Origin of the sequence: Xenococcus sp. PCC 7305 (genome assembly GCF_000332055.1) — a bacterium.
GTDB lineage: Bacteria > Cyanobacteriota > Cyanobacteriia > Cyanobacteriales > Xenococcaceae > Xenococcus.
On record NZ_ALVZ01000191.1, the window covers coordinates 1 to 18,172 of the forward strand.

14 protein-coding genes are annotated in these 18,172 nt (G+C 37.6%); 7 read left to right on the top strand and 7 right to left on the bottom strand.

Annotated elements, in window-relative coordinates:
• Nucleotides 1–270: 270 nt before the first annotated feature.
• The 4 genes from XEN7305_RS30040 to XEN7305_RS26770 form a co-directional block, all read right to left on the bottom strand.
• Nucleotides 271–1,749 carry an NAD(P)/FAD-dependent oxidoreductase gene (locus tag XEN7305_RS30040; protein ID WP_006510323.1) on the bottom strand — a complete coding sequence of 493 codons (1,479 nt, stop codon included), beginning with the start codon at nucleotides 1,747–1,749 and terminating at the stop codon, nucleotides 271–273.
• An 86-nt stretch (nucleotides 1,750–1,835) separates the two neighbouring features.
• Complete coding sequence (locus tag XEN7305_RS15075) at nucleotides 1,836–3,905, bottom strand: hypothetical protein (protein WP_006510324.1); 2,070 nt, start codon at nucleotides 3,903–3,905, stop codon at nucleotides 1,836–1,838.
• Between the two features lie 133 nt (nucleotides 3,906–4,038).
• Entirely contained in the window at nucleotides 4,039–4,938 is a 900-nt protein-coding gene (gene hslO, locus XEN7305_RS15080) for an Hsp33 family molecular chaperone HslO (RefSeq protein WP_006510325.1), read from the bottom strand.
• A gap of 53 nt (nucleotides 4,939–4,991) precedes the next feature.
• Nucleotides 4,992–6,368, bottom strand: coding sequence for a hypothetical protein (locus XEN7305_RS26770; RefSeq protein ID WP_006510326.1), 1,377 nt, complete (start codon nucleotides 6,366–6,368; stop codon nucleotides 4,992–4,994).
• Nucleotides 6,369–6,519: 151 nt separating this feature from the next.
• On the opposite strand from XEN7305_RS26770, the gene XEN7305_RS15090 reads away from it, so the two are divergent.
• Nucleotides 6,520–7,194: a response regulator transcription factor gene (locus tag XEN7305_RS15090; protein WP_006510327.1), complete on the top strand. Its 675-nt coding sequence runs from the start codon at nucleotides 6,520–6,522 to the stop codon at nucleotides 7,192–7,194.
• A 29-nt stretch (nucleotides 7,195–7,223) separates the two neighbouring features.
• Here the strand turns inward: XEN7305_RS15090 and XEN7305_RS15095 are convergent, their stop codons facing one another.
• Both XEN7305_RS15095 and XEN7305_RS15100 read right to left on the bottom strand, forming a co-directional pair.
• Nucleotides 7,224–8,501, bottom strand: a complete 1,278-nt coding sequence (locus XEN7305_RS15095; protein ID WP_006510328.1) for a hypothetical protein — start codon at nucleotides 8,499–8,501, stop codon at nucleotides 7,224–7,226.
• Nucleotides 8,502–8,625: 124 nt separating this feature from the next.
• Nucleotides 8,626–9,921: a hypothetical protein gene (locus XEN7305_RS15100; protein WP_006510329.1), complete on the bottom strand. Its 1,296-nt coding sequence runs from the start codon at nucleotides 9,919–9,921 to the stop codon at nucleotides 8,626–8,628.
• 268 nt (nucleotides 9,922–10,189) lie between these two features.
• Here XEN7305_RS15100 and murF point away from each other — a divergent pair, with 268 nt between their 5' ends.
• The 3 genes from murF (at nucleotide 10,190) to XEN7305_RS15115 (ending at nucleotide 12,632) form a co-directional block, all read left to right on the top strand.
• Nucleotides 10,190–11,542, top strand: coding sequence for a UDP-N-acetylmuramoyl-tripeptide--D-alanyl-D-alanine ligase (gene murF, locus XEN7305_RS15105; RefSeq protein ID WP_006510330.1), 1,353 nt, complete (start codon nucleotides 10,190–10,192; stop codon nucleotides 11,540–11,542).
• A gap of 111 nt (nucleotides 11,543–11,653) precedes the next feature.
• Complete coding sequence (locus XEN7305_RS15110; RefSeq protein WP_006510331.1) at nucleotides 11,654–12,088, top strand: pentapeptide repeat-containing protein; 435 nt, start codon at nucleotides 11,654–11,656, stop codon at nucleotides 12,086–12,088.
• An 85-nt stretch (nucleotides 12,089–12,173) separates the two neighbouring features.
• Nucleotides 12,174–12,632: a hypothetical protein gene (locus tag XEN7305_RS15115; protein ID WP_040898071.1), complete on the top strand. Its 459-nt coding sequence runs from the start codon at nucleotides 12,174–12,176 to the stop codon at nucleotides 12,630–12,632.
• A 49-nt stretch (nucleotides 12,633–12,681) separates the two neighbouring features.
• Here XEN7305_RS15115 and XEN7305_RS15120 read toward each other — a convergent pair whose 3' ends face one another.
• On the bottom strand, nucleotides 12,682–12,960 hold the full coding sequence (locus tag XEN7305_RS15120; RefSeq protein ID WP_006510333.1) for a YggT family protein: 279 nt from the start codon (nucleotides 12,958–12,960) through the stop codon (nucleotides 12,682–12,684).
• 591 nt (nucleotides 12,961–13,551) lie between these two features.
• Between XEN7305_RS15120 and XEN7305_RS15125 the strand changes: the two genes are divergently transcribed.
• From XEN7305_RS15125 to XEN7305_RS15135, 3 genes are all read left to right on the top strand, one after another.
• Nucleotides 13,552–15,558, top strand: coding sequence for a vWA domain-containing protein (locus XEN7305_RS15125; RefSeq protein WP_006510334.1), 2,007 nt, complete (start codon nucleotides 13,552–13,554; stop codon nucleotides 15,556–15,558).
• A gap of 407 nt (nucleotides 15,559–15,965) precedes the next feature.
• Entirely contained in the window at nucleotides 15,966–16,244 is a 279-nt protein-coding gene (locus XEN7305_RS15130; protein ID WP_006510335.1) for a hypothetical protein, read from the top strand.
• 140 nt (nucleotides 16,245–16,384) lie between these two features.
• Nucleotides 16,385–17,854: a hypothetical protein gene (locus XEN7305_RS15135; protein ID WP_006510336.1), complete on the top strand. Its 1,470-nt coding sequence runs from the start codon at nucleotides 16,385–16,387 to the stop codon at nucleotides 17,852–17,854.
• Nucleotides 17,855–18,172: the final 318 nt, after the last annotated feature.

Here is an 18,172-nt window from a genome sequence, read left to right on the forward strand (position 1 = left end):
GACTTGGGGATTTAGGGATTTGGGGATCTAGGGAAAAGCCTATTACTTCGTGGTTCAACTTGGGAAATTTAATCAAAAGGAAAATTCGTCGAACTCACGTTTATTTAAATTTGCAGATAAAAGTTGGCTTAATATCTTCATGATTGACTTTATCAGCCCAAGAATTTCCGAATCTTTTCTTTTACTTCATGATAATTTTTTGCTTAATTCAATCCCATTTGCAATAAATAAAAACCAACAAGATCAAATTATTTAATGCCTTTTGTCAATCTAAACAATAAAATTATCAATTAAATCTGCAACATTTCGACTATAAACTAAATCACTATAATTTCCCCATTTTTCCTGTGACCAATGATGATTTTGCATTGTAGCTTCTTGAATTACTGTCATAAAAGGACGACGCAACTGTTCATATCTTCTAAAAAAATGATCAATTCTTTCTTGATTATCTAAAGCATTATTATTAACAATATTCGCGGTCTTACAAGCAAGGCACTTCGCGATCGCATGACCAATAATCGCCGCATCTTCTAAACCTTGATTAGCACCTTGGGCAGCAAAAGGAGGCATTCCATGAGCCGCATCTCCTGCTAAAACCACTCTGCCTTTACTCCAAACAGATTGAGAATCAGGGGAAATATTTGTCGGATGAATATAATAAGGGCGTCGAATTAATACCTCAGGATTTGACAAATTAATTAATTGGGCAAAAACATCAGGAAATCCAGCTCTGGTAAGAATTTTAGCTGCTAAATGGATAATCTCTTCAGGAACCTTATTTTGTAATAAATCTAAGTCTAAAGGACTATGTAATAAATAACCAAGAGCTTTTTGAGATCTACGAATTAGGATCAGCCGAGGACGCTCTGAATTCTCAGAATGAGGCGAGTCGGAATCGTTATATAAAGTAACAACTTTATCATCCTGAAAATATTGATTTTCTAATTGCTGAATAATAGTCTGAGATACATTCTCAATTTGTAAACAACCGATCGCGGAGAAGCCAGAATATTGGGGTTGTGCCCATTGCTTTAAATCCGAACCGCCATACATTATTTGTCGAACAGTTGAATTAATACCATCTGCTGCCACGACTAACTTAGCTTGAAATTTTTTGGTAACGGGATAGGGAGTTTTTGATTGTATATTAGTTATGTTATCCGAAGATTTGGTATTGCCAAAATCAGCTTGAGACATTTCCCAATAGGCGAAAGGATTACTCAAAGTTTCATCATTATTAGTAAGACAATCGACCTCTATTAATGAATCTTTTTCAGTGATATCAATACAACGATGATTAACTAAGACTATCTCTGAAGGAAGTAAATTCCTAAGGGTTGTTTGCAAGTCATACCAAGGAATTGAAACTCGACCTTCATTATAGCGCTCATGCCAAGCTTCAAAAACTAAAGGAGTTGAACGAATTATTTTGCCTTGCAGATTTTTTTGATGCCAAAATCTTTTCTGAGGGTTGCTTGATGCTTTGCCTTCACTGTTTTGTCTCCGAACCTTAGTAAACTCTAACCCTACCTGCTTAACTTTTTGATAAGCTTGCTCATCAATGTATTTAAGGGCTTTTAATCCGTTGGGGAGAATATCAACTACTTGACCAACCCGACGGAAACTACGAGTTTGATCAATCACCATTATATTATCTATGCCACGTTGCCGTAATGCGATCGCAGTAGCTAACCCCACCGGGCCAGCGCCGACAATCAACACATCACAGACTCGCTCTAGATTCATAATGTATTTTCCATCTGTCGTCTGCCGTTATTATTCCGCTTGATATTATCCCACGAAGACGGGACGATACTACCACCTATCTCGGTTTAATTTTCAGATTTGTTTGTGGTTTTTTCCAGCTTCAAATCCAGAACCGATTTTGCTTTTTTATCCAGGACAGGAGTGGGATTTAATTTCTCGTCCCAAGTCTTGATCAAACTTTGAGCATTACTATATCCAGTTGTTCCTGAAGGAATTTTGCGAGCGATCGCGATTGCCTCCTCCAAAGAATAATAGGAAGCTCTCTCTGCCAGCACCACCATTTCAGTACTCCAGTCATTGACATTGGGAGTCACTTGGTAATAGGAAGATGTGCTCGAAGGTATTTGTCGAATTGTTCGAATAGCTTGAGCTAAAGCATCGGGAGTTCGTTGATCTGCTAGTTTAAAAGCCTGTCGCAAATATTCTCTAGCTTTAATTTCCTGTTGCCAAAGAGCTATTTTCTTCTGGGCTTGAGAAGACAAAGCCCTTCCCGAGCGAATTTGTCGAGCTGTTTGAATTGCTTCATCATAGTTTTTCAGATTAGCCAAAGAAATAGCCTGGTCTAATATGGGCTGATCTTCGACTCTTTCAATACTACTTTGCCAACGGCTAGCATATTTTCTGGCCTCTCGGTATAGAGGACTACTAGAAGAAACTAAATTTATTTCTGCGATCGCTCTGCGCCAAGCAGTGACATTTGAAGGTGCCGCCAGTTCTCTGGCTCGGGCAATGATGGGACGATCTTCAATGATTTGAATTTCGCCGCGCCATTGATTAATTTGTTTTTGAGCTTCCTGATGGCGAGGATTCCCATTAGGAATCAGCTTCAATTCAGCAATAGCTGCCCTGTAGCTAGTAATATTAGCGCCTTGAGCAAGTTCGCTCGCTCGGTCAAAATGCTTAACATCTTCAATTTCCAATGTCCAACGAGCCATTAGTTGCTGAGCTTGGGCATACAAACTCGCTTCTGGAGTTAATTCAGCCGCTTCTGAGATCGCATCCTCTAAATTGAGAACTGAACCTAACTCGGCACTTGTCCCTGCATTGGCGAGAATCTTCCACTCTTGAACTAGTTCTGCAATGCCCAAGGTCTCGCCAGGGACATTGTAAGTAATATTTAGTAGTTTGGACCAATTTTGTTTAGTTAGATACTCATCAGCCAAGGCAAAGATGCGATTTTTCCCTTGAGCCAAAATATCCTGGGCCTCGGCATAGGCGTAACTATCTTCAGAGATTGCTTCGGCTTTTTTGATCGCAGCAAATAGATTATCGAGACTACCCTCTTCTAACTGGGTCACGGCTTTATCGAGAGTCGCGCTTTCTTCTTGCGCAATATTAATATTATCAATCGCCTCTTGATATTTGGTTGTCGACCAATAACTATTGCGAACATCCGCGAGACGAACTGCGGCAGAAAAAGCTTCATTCCATTTAGCAGCGCGTAACAATTCTTCTACTCGGTTATAGTTGCCCTCTGCTTTTGTCCAAACAGTTTGCCAGTTGTCAATTTTGGAATCAACTATCTTTTGCGCTTCCAAATTCTCAGGTATCTCCTGGGCGATCGCGATCGCCGCTTCCAAATTACCTTCTTGGAATTTAGTTTCCCCGATATCCAAAATTCCCGTTGCCCATTTTTCCACATTACGATTAATTTCCGAGCGCAAAGGATGATTATCCGGTAACTTTTCAACCAGAGCGATCGCACTCAAATAATCGTCAACAGTTTTTTGTTCAGCTAGGTTTTGAGCGCAATATATTCTCACTGCAGCTGAAGCCACTGGCCAAAAGACATTAGAACAAGTCTTGGTTTGAGGCAATCTAAGTAACATTGAGGTTGCTCCATAGCCAATCCCCCCAGATAAAATTACCAAAACAATGGCCCATATTTGCCAAGTTTGCCACCAAGAAATTTGAGCAGATGATTCTGTAGTCATGGGCTTCGGAGAATTTGATTGAGGATTAGTTAAACTATTATCAGGAGTAGTCACTGGTAAAGACATGTTATCCGCTTCCAAAGAGACAAATTTATCATTTACGTCTTGAGAACCTTTTGTTAAGACAGGCTCTTTTGATAACGGGTAATTACCTCCTGGGGATTTATTATCAACGTTTTTAAATTCTCGATTAGTTGTCATAAACCGTCCCTAATTTACCAGTAACTTTTGTCTCCAAATTATTCTTAGAGATATTTATTTATTTGAACTACATCTTATCATCTAGTTCTCTAAGTAAATATACTAAATACATGGTGAAAAACCTGGTAAATAGCTAATTAGACTCTGCTCTTAGATCATCAATAATTCGGCTCAATTCCGATTCAGTTGCCTGATAAACCTCATTACAAAATTGACAAGTTGCTTCAGCACCTTCATCTTTTTCGATCATATCTTGAAGCTCAGCTTCTCCTAACATTTTTAAAGCCCCCAAAACCCGATCAAACGAACAACGACAGCTAAAGCGAACTAGCTGACTCTCGGGCATAATTGTCAGGCCCAGATCTCCCAACATATCCTCCATAATATCATTGAGACTCTTACCTGCTCTCAACAGAGGAGTAAAACCTGATAGCTTGCTAACCCGAGATTCTAACAAAGCAACTAAGGATTCATCCCGAGCAGCCTTAGGTAACACCTGTAATAATAACCCCCCAGCTGCGGTAACTCCATCTGCACCAACAAAAACCCCTAGTAATAATGCAGAAGGTGTTTGCTCAGAAGTTACGAGATAATTAGCAATATCATCACCAACTTCCCCAGAAACTAACTCCACAGTACTCGAATAAGGATACCCATAACCCACATCTCTGATTACGTATAAATAACCATCTTTGCCAACAGCTCCCCCCACATCTAGTTTTCCTTTGTCATTGGGAGGTAGCTCCACCTCAGGATTTTGCACATAACCTCTCACCGTGCCGTCAAGACCGGCATCAACTAAGATGCTACCCAAGGGTCCATTACCTTCAAAACGAATGTTAACCCTCGATTCTGCTTTTTTCATGCTGGATACCAGTAGTAATCCAGCGGTCATCGTGCGCCCTAAAGCTGCGGTGGCAACATATGAGAGGTTATGTCGTTGGCGAGCTTCTTCTGTCAGTCTCGTCGTGATAACCCCGACGGCTCTAATACCATTATCTGCTGCGGTTGCCCTAATTAGTTTATCTGCCATTAATCTCAATTTTGAAGTTGCTATGGTGCTACTTAATAAAATTTAGCATTACTTCAGTTACTGAAACTTTTGAATAGTAGCCGTAAGGGTTTGCGAAGTTTTCTGGGAAGCCACAGAGATTTTTTGAGAAAGTTGCGAAATTTCCACGTACTATCTCCCAAAAGCTTGCTGAACAACAGCAATAACTTATATTTAGTTGATTCAGAATTAACATTGTTGATAATCGGCTTGAGAAAATAATCATCCAAATTATTTTCCGCAGCATGCTGCACAAACCACAAAGCGTAATTTAACCTTCCCTGCAAATGATTAAGATCGAAGGCTATCTGTAAATCAATTCTTTGTTCCCAAAGGTAACGCATTAAATTAGTCACTTTCCAGGGAGAAAGACTAGATACCATTCCCGAAGGTTGATTAAGATATTGATGAAACGACTCAAAAGGATTTCCCGTAAATTTCTCTGGGGAATTTCGATAGCAATAACGCATTAGATTGGAGATCCCAAGACCGTTACTAAATCGACCATAGCTATATTCAGGATTAACATTATTTCCGTAACTAAATTCCTGTAACTTTGCCAAATAATGGTTCACGATCGCTTGTAAGGGAACATCTAAATCACCATTGAATCTTTCAGTATGCTTAGAAAGGCGTTGAGGTTGCTTAGCATCAATGCCACTGAAATGGAAAAAACTTAAGGGCTTACCATCAACCAACCAGCCTGTGTCTGTTTGGGTTAGTTGACGCTGTTCGAGGTTCCAATATGCCACATTAAGACTATGATTTCGTAAAATAGCCACATTTTCGTGAAAAGCTGGCAAAAGATCGACGAATTTTTGATCAACAAAGATTCCTTGATCCTGTTGATTAATGCATTGAAAACGTAATTTTCTCTCCCACCATTGCAAAAAGGCGATCGCATCTTGACTATTATTCAAGGCAATAAAACCGAGGTTATAGATTCCCGCCTTCATAATGCCGATATCGTTGGGAAAATCTTTAAATTCTGCTGGAGCAGTCAGATGGGGAGTCAAGACAAAATCAGCACCCCCCTCAAAAGCATCCAACACAGGAGTCATCGGGGCAAAGAGTTCAATATCAGGATCAAGATAAATTACTTCTGTATAACCTCTCGATTCAATAAGCTGCCGCATCACAAAAGGTTTAACTGCAGTATTGAATTCCATGATGTCGTAGCGAAAAGCAAAATCAGAAAAGTTCTCAATCCCTAGATCGGCGGCAGGAATAATTTCCACACCCCGAATGCCTAATTCGACATCCGCAGAAATTTCATCGGCCAAACATAGAAATAAATCCACCTCAGGATGATATTTTTGTGCCGAGCTAAACAAAATCCTCACATAGGGAAAATAATTATTGGAACAGATACTGACAATAGCTCGTTTCTTACTGTTGGAAGTAGAATTCATCAATTATAAAGTGCGATCGCATTTATTTAACATCATTATATATTCCTACAAGTTACCTCAAAGATGAGCTTAACTGGCGGAAATTAATTTATCCTATTATTTATTGATCCAATATCAAGAAACATTCTTTTCCCAAATTCCCCAAAACAAGATGAAATCTCACATTTTAGTCGTCGAAGATGAAGGTAAATTAGCTCAGTTCATAAAGCTAGAATTAGAATATGAAGGCTATGAAGTAACTGTGGTGACTGATGGATTAGGGGGCTTAGGGACAGCAAGGGAAATGACTCCCGATCTCATTCTCTTAGATTGGATGTTACCAGGAATTTCAGGATTAGAGATTTGTCGTCGTTTGCGCCAAACTGGGGATAAAGTCCCAATTATTTTATTAACTGCTAAGGATGAGGTTAGCGATCGCGTGGCTGGGTTAGATGCTGGAGCAGATGATTATATGATCAAGCCTTTTAGCATTGAAGAATTGCTAGCTCGCATTCGAGCTAATTTGAGGAGGAATCAAGAAGAAGATAGCAGCTCTCTGCAATTTTCCGATTTGCGTTTAGATCGCTCATCTCGCGAAGTCTATCGGAGCAATCGTTTGATTGAGTTAACCGCCAAAGAATTTGATCTTTTAGAATACTTGATTTCCCATCCTCGTCAAGTTCTAACTCGCGACCAAATTTTAGAACGAGTCTGGGGGTATGATTTTATGGGAGATTCTAATATCATCGAGGTCTATGTGCGTTATCTACGTCTCAAATTAGAAGCCAATCAAGAACCCAGATTAATCCAAACTGTTCGCGGTGTTGGCTATGTATTACGAGAATGAGCCAGAATCAACACAAACCATTAACTCGTCTAGATAACCTTGGTTGCCGAAAGATCAATTCTGCCCAAATAAAGACTAAAAGCAATCAAAAAGTTTTCTAAAACTTTGATTAACCAGGTAACGTCTTCTGCCTTCTGGGATTCATACTTAACAAATAAAATTGCTAATCTTTGCTCTAATTCTGGTTTAATTTTAGGACATATCAGGAGCATTTTCACCAACAAAGAGACGGCATTAACCGTACCTAAATTCATCACTAAATCAATAAATTGACTGTGATTGTTTTGTTTAGTCGTATCAACCATGATAAATCTCAACAATCTTCTGCAAGTCTGAAAAATTAAACTATCAGTTAAAGGCTGAGAATCTGATTGATAATAGCTTTCATCAAGAATATTTAAGATTGTTTTATCCAATTGATAGGCTTTATTCCTTGATTTTATTCCCAAAAGCAAATAAGCATGCAAGTTTTTTTTAAATTTTTTGTAGGAAACTGTTGAGTCATTTTTCAGCAGAAATCTCTCGGATATTTGTTGAATTGTCTCTTTTTCATTGGGCTTTTCCAAATATTTCTGAATCGATATTTTCAAATCCTGATCAGATAGTAAACTAGGGTTTTTCACTCTTCTTAAAAGTTTTCCCGCACCATGAGACATCTGCCTAGCTCTGGCAATCTGCATCAAACGAGAGCGATAAATAACATGTTGTGCTAGTTGAAATTCAAAATATTTTTGGCGAATACTTTGAAGTTTAACTATCAAACTCTTTTCCTCCGGACTATATTCTTTACCGAGTAATAAAGACTTATATAGGTAAGGATAATGAGTTAAATAATTAGAAACTGGTTCTTTAAAATTAAAGTTAGATAATGATTTATGAGCAATGACATTACCAATACGTTTTAATTTTAAATAATAATCCGTCTGGCGAAAATTATGAGCTAATTCATATATTTTTTTACGTCTGCGGTCATAGCATGGGGTGGTAAAATTAATCGAATCTATAATATTAACTAGTTCAAAAATAAATTGCTGTAGCTCCGATTGTTGCGCCCAATGATTAATGACAATGTGATAGCAATAATTTAAGACATAGGAAAATCTTGCCTGATCTTCCCTCGAAAAAATCAGACTCTCCATATGGCCGCGCAGCGCAGAATCTTGAATACTAAACTCAAAAAAAATGCGGCGAAATTCAGCAATAACATCAGCTGGTGAATTATTTTCTACATAGTTTCGTAAATACTGATAGACTACTTGTTCTAAATTAACTCTTTTATAGCCAAAATTATCTTGGTAGTTTATCATCTATAGTTACCAACTATAATGGATTTCCGTTCCATTGTAGCCTTAGTTTCTATCAAGTAGGTTGAGCTGGATCATGAGCAAGCAGAATTATTGCTCTATAAAACAAGAGATTAGAAACTTGAGGCTATAACAACTTAACTAAGGATAAATCTGCCTTCCCAAAATGGATACTAAGAGCTAATTGCAAATTTTCGAGAGAATCAATTAACCAGGGAACTTCATTACAATCATAGGATTCATAATGAGAAAAAAGAATTGCAAAACGTTGTTCCAGGTAAGGTTTTACTTTTTTACAGATCAATAGTAGCTTTAAGAGCAAACCAATAACTTTTGTTTCTCCCAAATTATCAATTAAATCGATGAATAAATTATAGTTGGGATTCTTGAGACTATCTACTACTAGAAATTTTAATAAGCTTGAGCAAGTTCTCATGATCGTAAACTCATCGACAATTTGAGAATGGAAATCTGGCAAGATATTCTGCAAATATTTATATAGTTTTTGATTGAATTGATATTTGCCATAATGAGAATCAATACCTGAAATTAAATATTCATAAAGCTCATTCTTGAATTGTTGATAATATTTAGTGCTGCTCATATTATGAGAAAAATTATGGGCTAAATCCAGATAGGTAGAACCTGACTCGACCTTGCCAAGATATTGCTTGAGGGCATAACTCAATTGGCGATCGCTTAATAATGTGGGATTATCCACAGTTTTAATTAGGCTCTTGGGGACCTTATTTCTATTAGAGGCTTTATATTTACGAATAATTTCTGCTAGCCTTACACGATAGGTGATGTATTGAGAAATATCTAATTCATAGGTTTTCTGAATTCCTTTTTGAATTTTCTTGATAGTTTTTTTGAATTCATAACTACTATCTTCACTTAATAGACAATGTTGATATAAAAAAGGATAACGTTGAATTACATCACCAACAGATAGACTGTTATTATTTTCATTATTATGATGCTGAGCAACTAAATTACCTAGTCTCTTTAATTTTATATATTGCTCAGTCCTCTGGAAATCATCAACTAGTTTACGTAGTTTTCTAGTCGCTTTAGAATTAGCTGTTCCAGGGGGCAAAGCTATTTCTAACTGAGACAATAACAGAGGAACATACTTTTTTAGCTCAGGGTCTTTCTGCCAAAAATTAATAATAATATGGCAACAACGATTGAGGAAAAAAGGAAATTCTCTTTCCACATAATGAGTATTAATAATTATATCGAGGGCAGATTTTACTGAGTGAACATCGTAACCTGTCCCTTTAACGAATAAATAACGAAATCTTTGAATTAATCTTTCTGGACTATCTCTTTGTAAAGACTCTCGTAAATGATCATATATTATATTCGCCTCTTCATGAGTAGATTGAAAACCACAATCACTTTGATAAACTATGTCCATCTATAAGCCTCTCATAGCCACGGAAAAATCAACAAAAACTTAAATTTCAAAATAAATAAAAACTTATTATGCCTTCTTCTTTATAATACAATCATATTTTCCTGAATGGGATTAAGGTTTAATCAAGATTTCATAGGGTTAAACTTAGTAATATTGCTGATGCAAATTGCTGACATGACATGGTAAAAATCCTAAAATTTAGGTAATAATCTAGGACACTTCCTATCTTGAGTAAAGTTTATTAACCAAAGTTTCAGTATTAAAAACTATGACAAAAAACATTCCTCTGGGCGAACTTGGTGAGATTCTTGGGGACAATTTGCTCCAGACAGTAGCAAATGGGCTCACCACATTTGCGATCGCAGCAAGCACTGATACTCGAAACTTTCCACCAGGAGGCATATTTCTTGCTTTAGAGGGAGAGCAATTTGATGGACATGATTTTGCTGCTATGGCCATTGAACAAGGAGCGACCGCCTTAATTCTGTCGCGTCAATTATCACTAACCTCTGATGTCCCACAATTTATTGTTGCGGATACTCTCACAGCCTATCAACAAATTGCCTGCTGGTGGCGCGATCGCTTTAACATTCCGATTATTGGTGTCACGGGCTCAGTAGGGAAAACTAGCACCAAAGAATTAATTGCTGCGGTCTTGGGAACTCAAGGAAAAGTGCTCAAAACTCAAGCTAATTATAACAATGAAATTGGTGTGCCCAAAACTCTACTTGAAATCACTCCAGAACATGATTACGCCGTGATTGAAATGGCTATGCGAGGGCTAGGGGAAATTGCCTTACTGACAGATATTGCCAAGCCCACCATTGGCGTTATTACTAACGTGGGGACAGCACATATTGGACGATTGGGCTCGAAAGAAGCGATTGCCCAGGCCAAATGTGAATTATTGGCTCGGATGTCGCCCCAAAGCACCGCAATTCTTAATTATGATAATCCCTTGTTAATCGAAACCGCAGCTCAAGTATGGCAAGGTAAAACAATTACCTATGGTTTAACGGGGGGAGATCTCCAAGGAGACCTAAGCGCTCCCGATATGCTCTCACTAGCCAATAAAAAATTTCCCTTGCCCCTTCCCGGAAGTCATAATGCAAGCAACTATTTAGCTGCGATCGCAGTTGCCCAAATTTTAGAAATCGATACTGCATGTTTAACAGCAGGCTTAACAGTCCAATTACCCAAGGGCCGAGCTCGTCGTTATCAATTATCAAATGACATTTTACTCCTTGATGAAACCTATAATGCCGGCTTTGAATCGATGCAAGCAGCCCTGAGAATGCTCAAGGCGACTCCAGGGCAAAGACATCTCGCGGTTTTAGGAACCATGAAAGAATTAGGATCTTATTCTGCGGCCTTACATCAACAAGTGGGCGTCACTGTTCAAGAGTTAGGGATTGATCGCTTACTCGTTCTAGCCGATGAACCGGAAACCGAAACTATGATTGCTGGGGCGGAGGGCGTAATTTCCGAATGTTTTCGCGATCGCGCGTTATTAGGAGATAGATTACGAGATATTATGGCCTCAGGCGATCGTATCCTGTTCAAAGCCTCTAATTCTGTGGGATTAAATCAAGTAGTAGAGGAATTACGACAAAATAGATGAGCTTGGAGATCGTCATAACCTCAAATTAGTGAGAAAATAAGAGCATCATTAAGGAAAGTGAAATTAAAGAGAGATTTTAGTTTTCACTAATAGCTAGAGAGATCAAATACCATGAACTTGAAATTACTAGTCACTATTGGATTCTTAACTACCTTTGCGATCGCCAATCCTAGCAATGCGGAAAATCCAGCTCATGTTCAACAGCTCCTAACCACTGGAGAATGTCCTAGCTGCGACTTACAAGGAGCAAATCTAGAAAATACACATTTAATTGGGGCAGATTTACGAGGGGCCAATCTCATCGGGGCAAGCCTGATAGGTGCTAATTTGGAGGGAGCAGATTTGACCAATGCTAAATTAGAGAATGCCAACTTAACAGCTTCCTTTTTGACTAATTCCAGTCTCAATCAAGCCGACCTTGATCAAGCAAATTTAACTGCGGCAACAGTAATTGACGCCGATGTTTCTGGAGCTTCAATGACAGATTTAAATCTGACAAATGCCATTATTCACCATACAGGGATTGGGGTTGGAGGTTCAGACTAAAGACATCACCAATTTAACTGGAGAAACCCGTGCCAAGACAGCTTGATGATAGGATTGGCTGTGTCTTTAATTAGAGATTCCCATTATGAGTTTCCGCTTTATAACAGTAATATTGTTGTCTTGTTGTCTATGGATGACTAGTTTTATAATTGCACCTCAAGCCAGTGCCTTGACATCCATTGAGTTATTCGACCTAGATTATGAACTTTGTACAGGAGACAAAGCTCAAGGTGGTGGTGTAAGTAGTGGCAGTCTGCGTCCAGCCAGTTGCTTTTTAATTATCGGAAAGGCTGAAAATACTTCGGGAAAGCCAGTTGTTGACGCCGACGTATACGGACGAATCTACGATGCTAACCACAACCCAATCATGGCAAACCGTAGCAGAGTTGGGGGCATCCTCTATGTACCTCCAGGTGTTAGCGATTTTCAAATCAGAATTAGTGTTCCGACTACTCAACCAACACCCTTGATACTTGACAAATTTAAAGCCTCTGGCTTTACAGGAAAAGTACGCCCTTATTACTACGATGACTTCCAACGCTGAATTAGCATAGGCTCCAGACGTTAGAGTACAGGGACAGGGTAATAGCAGATTAAATTAGGGCTCTTGTAATCAAGGGAGCTAAAGCACCTTGGATAAACTGTAAAGCTATAATGGCTAAAATTGCGGAAAAGTCTATCCCACCCAAGGGTGGGATAATAGAACGAAAAATGTTTAAATAGGGGTCGGTGATGGGGCTCAGGAAGGAAATAATATTATTTGCCCACTCAGCAGTTTGAAACCAAGATAATAAAATTCTCGCGATCAAAAGATAGCCATATATCTCAAGAAACTTATAAAGACTCACCACTATAAGAGCTACTGGATCCATAAATCTAAATTCTCCAATACATATTTTAAGTTTGTTTCTCCGATTATACTAGCTTGATCACCTTCACAATTTAAAGTGGCGTTTGCCGACCGTGAAATCCCACTCTCACGACCAACAGATCAAAATTTCTTTGTTGATGAAGTAAAAGTCAGGGGCCCCTCACTTCAATTGATTTTTCCGACAGCACAATGTGAGATTGAACCAACCATAATTCATCTGTATAATAATCTGTCTTAAGGATTGACTACGACTTAATACGGAATAACCTCAATAACTTTGTTGTAGAAAGCATATAGTTTCAGATATTTTTTGTCTCTTCATCAAAACTTTACTCTTTAACTCATCTTGCTTATACGTTCTTAACAATCAAAAGTAGTAGTTTTATGGATTTACTTATCTATAAATGAGTTGTTATCGTATTACAAGAAGAGAAGTTGATAAATCTTCTATTTAGCTTAAAGCTAATTTATTTTAAAATATTAAATTTGATGCTTACAAGGAGCGAAAAACTCCAGCCAAACAAACTTTTTTTTATTTTGGTATACACAATAAGCACTGACCAAGAGCAGTAAACACACTAGGTGAAATCTTATGCTTAAATTTATTAATTCTAAAAAACTTATAGCTAATACTCTTTTAGCGGGAATGATCATTACTGGAAGTTTTGCCATCACATCCAGCGAAAATAAAGTGCAAGCAGATTCTTGCAACAATAATGGTCACGGCAATAATTCAGCTACTTATACTAGCTTAATTAATGAGGGTGTTACTCACGTGATAACAGTTGATAACTTTGATCCTAGTAATCCAGGGAATAAAAAAAGTCATTTAATAAATGCATTGGAGACAGGCAAAACTTCGGCAAATGGGATGACTATCAATTACAGTAATGGGCCTTTTAATTTAAGCAATGAGCAAGCTAATTATATTGTCGATAATCTTCCCGATCTAGAATATTCTAATAATTGTACTGACGGAGAAGAACCTAATCTTCAGGCTTCTGGAGAGGTTTCACCTAGTTCTTTTTCTGAAGAGACACGGGTTGCTAAAACTGTCGAATTGGAAAGGACTGTTGAACTTGACTTAGAAGCTCTATCACAAGATACTCCAACAGGGAACTATATCAAACCTGAGAAGTTAGATGTATTATTTTTGGCTGATAATACAGGAAGCATGGGCCCGGCGATCGCCAATGTCAAAGCTCATGCCAAAGATCTCCTGGATAAATTAGAAGCTGAGTATGCCGATGTAGAATTTGGGGTGGCTTACTATAGAAGAGATCCGAGAGAATGGAGTAGCAGAGCATACGACAGAAAAATTGGGCAAACAACCGAAACAATCGAAATTACAGTTCAAGATACTGAAACAGTGGTAGTTGATACAGTAGCCTGTACTAAGACTTGGACGTTTAACAAAGTCGATCCCAACAGAAGTGATAAACCTTATAAATATAGAGTCAGAACTACAGATTCATCAGGCAAAAAACTCAAAGATCAATGGCCCTGGTCAAATGATGGAGACTTAGATGGCAAGACCGAGTCTTGTACATTTGACATAACAGAAAAAGTGAATGTGGGGGAGCCATACACAGAAACTAAAACGAAAAAAGTCAACGTTTATGAGAGAACTCCTCGGGAAAATCTATCTTATAAGCTTCTAGAAGCTGTAGAAGGTGGAAATAAAAATAATGCAGTAGCAGCGATTAATCAATGGAGAGCAATTGACAAAGGAGATTGGGCTGAAGGGGGTTTCTTTGGCTTGCATCAGGCTGCAACTAATGGAGCTCCAACACCTGAATATACTAGCAATCCTGGCGATTCTAACAATCCTGACTATCCAGGGGCAGAGGTTTACTCTACAGGATATAACTATCTGCTACAAGGAACAGCAGCAGGCTATGACCCAGCAGATTATGACGAAGCTTATAACACCAAATGGCGATCAGATGCGGACATGAAGCTTATTGTTATGTTCGGCGATGCTAAGTCTCATACTAAGACCATAAATCAAGCAGACACCATTCAAGCCTTAAAAGATAATGGGATTACTGTAGTGATGATTAATGTCGATACAATCACAGGAGATGAAGCAAAAGAAGTTGAGTTAGGACTTACTGTTGCAGATGACGGACTTGATGCAAATGGTCAAGGTTCTAGTATTGTCGCTGCAACTAATGGTAAATATTCCGAAGTTGACAATGATATTCTGGTTGAGCTTTTAAACGGGCCGCCTATTGATCATTCCGATAATTACTGTAATGGTCTTGCAGAAATGGATCTTGTTTGCACCATATTAAGTTCAGTGGGCGATGCGGCTGTTGTTCCTGAAGTAATTACTACTTACCCTAAAATTGATATTAATTTTCGGACTGCGGCAGCAACTCCAGTTCCTGACCTAACTATTGAATACGAATGCATAGATGAGCTGGGATGCACAAATGTAGGACATGAAGAGAAACGTAAATTCCTCATGAAAGTTACAGGATATATTCCAGACAATTACGATTTTAAGACTGAAGTTTTTGATATTAGTAATCCAACTGCTCCTGTTGACGGAGCAATAGCAGATAACAACATTAAAATCCTCAATGTAGATTAAATTATTGGAAATTAAAACTAAGACAGATCGTCTGGCAAAAGGCGATCTTTTTTTATGGATAGATATATGTTTTAAAAAATATATTGTGTCAACCTATCTATTAACACTGAGTTACGAAAATATACTTAATTTTTCTGAATAACGATACTTATTTTACAAAATCAATTTTTGATTATTAGTATTTTTTATTTAAATCGAGTAAACTCCATCTCTTTATTAAAAGTTTACCGATTATCGGCTTGATTTGCAGCAACTTAATAATAAAAATTCGTGGTTTTCTGGATTTACTTTTATACAAAGAGATTGCTATTGTATTACAGAAGGCAGTTGATGAGTAACTTCAATTTGCTTTCAATTTAATTTTTACTTTTTCTGCAATAAGACACAGATCAACTAAATTTACTATCATGAAAAAACTAATCTCTTTATCTATTATTTCTCTAGCTGTTTTTATTCCCAACATTGCTTTGTCTAGCCCTCCAGCCCAGGAGATGTCATCGGAAGAAAAAGCAATTATCCGTCAATTTGTGTGCAGCAACGAGGACTATACAAGAGGGGACGTCATATCAGCAATTAATAGTTCTAACCTTTCAATTTCCAACTCGCAAAGAAATGAACTAGCCGATGCAGTCATGAATGGGCAACAAATGCCCGAAGAAAACAAAGCTTTAATATGTGAAAACTAGAACAATAGAAAGTAATAGATAATTTTTTGATTAACTATTGATGTCTATATCTAAATAGATTTGCTACTACTCTTGATATCAAAATTATCCAATTTTTTTGAATTATCAGTCTGATCCACAAAGAAGGAAAGGTTATTATAATGTCGAATTTTGCTATTTTGAAAACACTTACTAAAAACAAGCTACTTGCTGCTTCTTTGCTGTCCGCTGGTTTTGTCGGACTATTTGCAACAACCTCTTTTGCCGGCAACCCTACTGGCACCATAACCAACGATGATTTCTCTATAGATGAAGGGGTTGGCAACACCATCACTTTGGACAGAGTTGTCACTGTAAACCTTGATAATTTAGTCGAAACCATTACAGAAACTGTAATTGGGGCTCCCAATAAAGTAGATATTCTGTTTTTGGCTGATAATACAGGGAGTATGGGAGATGAAATTGCCAATGTTCAAGTAAATGCTCAAGACATACTAAATGATCTAAGAGCGGCATATGTAGACACTACAGATATTAAGTTTGGGGTGGCTAGATATTATGGTGCCCCCAAAGAATATAGTGCTTATTACTCTTCTTATTGTTCCTGCTATGTAAATGCTAATAGTGTGCCTGGCGATAAAAAAATAACCGGCACAACAACAGTTACCGAAACTACTACTACTACTTACACATATAAATATTGGACTTATTACTATGGCTATTGGTACAAATATGATTTTGTAACTTTAGATTCAGACGGAAATCAAATCGATAGTGGTGATGTTTGGAAATGGTCATACAATGGCTCTAGTTATACAGAGAACTCAACAGAAAATATCACAGAAAATGTATATGGCGATCCGGTAGAGATGGATTCCTATGAGCTTCAAGTAGCAATTGGGGGAACGGATGCAGAAATTCTTCAAGCAATAGGCACAACGTCATCGGCAGATGATGCTTACAGTTGGAAAGCTTCAGGAGGAAAAGATTGGCCAGAAGCTAACTTCTTCGCATTGCACCAAGCTGCGACTTCCGGTGCCGCAACCACTTTAGGTTGGCAGACTGGTTATGATACCAGTTGGCGTGATGATGCAATGAAAATCATTGTATGGTTTGGGGATGCTCCTTCTCACACTAGCGATACAACTGAAAGTGAGGTAACTACTGCTTTAAATAATAATAAAATCCAGGTTGTCGCAGTTAATGTAGGTTCTGGTAGCAATACTATTAATAAAAACAGCCAGGCTACAAATATTACAACGGCAACAACTGGTGAGTATGCAGTGAGTACTGCAAATAATGTAGCCAGTACGATGGAAACTTTAATTGGAAATGCAGTAGATAGCTATACAGCTACAACTACAACCACAACTACTCCCATAATTGATATTGACTTTCGTACTTCTAATGCGACTCCCATTCCCCCTGGACTAACAGTTACCTATGTTTGTACTGATACTCATCCCAGTGGCTGTAATGATGTTTTGAATGGAGAAACGCGTAATTTTCAGATGATTGTTGAAGGTTATAACGCTGGTAGTTACAATTTTGAAACTGAAGTATTTGATATTGACACTAGTAATGAAGTAGTGGATGCTGATAATACTATTAATATTCACAATATTGACTAAATTTCAAAAGCTTTAAGCTTGCAATCTTTTTAGATTACCAATTAAATAACCTTTCGTGAAAATAGCGATTGTCTTTCTAGGTGATCGCGATTTTTTTGTGGTAAATAAAATTTTTTGATGGACGATATTTTTTAACAAATTTTCACTTGAAAATGAATTATGCAAATACCCTTAAAAATTTTGATAATTTATATTTATTTTACAAAGAAATATGTTACTTATTGGGAAATTTATTTATATAAAAGTCACTAATTTTTATCACTTAAACAAAGATAATAATAAATCTGATATTTAGCACTATATTCATAATTATTTCAT

Bases quoted from the DNA above. Each gene is read 5' to 3' on its own strand.
- hslO (WP_006510325.1), bottom strand. From the start codon at position 4,938: ATGGCAGATAAACTAATTAGGGCAACCGCAGCAGATAATGGTATTAGA.
- XEN7305_RS15095 (WP_006510328.1), bottom strand. From the start codon at position 8,501: ATGATAAACTACCAAGATAATTTTGGCTATAAAAGAGTTAATTTAGAA.
- XEN7305_RS15075 (WP_006510324.1), bottom strand. From the start codon at position 3,905: ATGACAACTAATCGAGAATTTAAAAACGTTGATAATAAATCCCCAGGA.
- XEN7305_RS15090 (WP_006510327.1), top strand. From the start codon at position 6,520: ATGAAATCTCACATTTTAGTCGTCGAAGATGAAGGTAAATTAGCTCAG.
- XEN7305_RS15125 (WP_006510334.1), top strand. From the start codon at position 13,552: ATGCTTAAATTTATTAATTCTAAAAAACTTATAGCTAATACTCTTTTA.
- murF (WP_006510330.1), top strand. From the start codon at position 10,190: ATGACAAAAAACATTCCTCTGGGCGAACTTGGTGAGATTCTTGGGGAC.
- XEN7305_RS30040 (WP_006510323.1), bottom strand. From the start codon at position 1,749: ATGAATCTAGAGCGAGTCTGTGATGTGTTGATTGTCGGCGCTGGCCCG.
- XEN7305_RS15110 (WP_006510331.1), top strand. From the start codon at position 11,654: ATGAACTTGAAATTACTAGTCACTATTGGATTCTTAACTACCTTTGCG.
- XEN7305_RS15135 (WP_006510336.1), top strand. From the start codon at position 16,385: ATGTCGAATTTTGCTATTTTGAAAACACTTACTAAAAACAAGCTACTT.
- XEN7305_RS15100 (WP_006510329.1), bottom strand. From the start codon at position 9,921: ATGGACATAGTTTATCAAAGTGATTGTGGTTTTCAATCTACTCATGAA.
- XEN7305_RS15130 (WP_006510335.1), top strand. From the start codon at position 15,966: ATGAAAAAACTAATCTCTTTATCTATTATTTCTCTAGCTGTTTTTATT.
- XEN7305_RS26770 (WP_006510326.1), bottom strand. From the start codon at position 6,368: ATGAATTCTACTTCCAACAGTAAGAAACGAGCTATTGTCAGTATCTGT.
- XEN7305_RS15120 (WP_006510333.1), bottom strand. From the start codon at position 12,960: ATGGATCCAGTAGCTCTTATAGTGGTGAGTCTTTATAAGTTTCTTGAG.
- XEN7305_RS15115 (WP_040898071.1), top strand. From the start codon at position 12,174: ATGAGTTTCCGCTTTATAACAGTAATATTGTTGTCTTGTTGTCTATGG.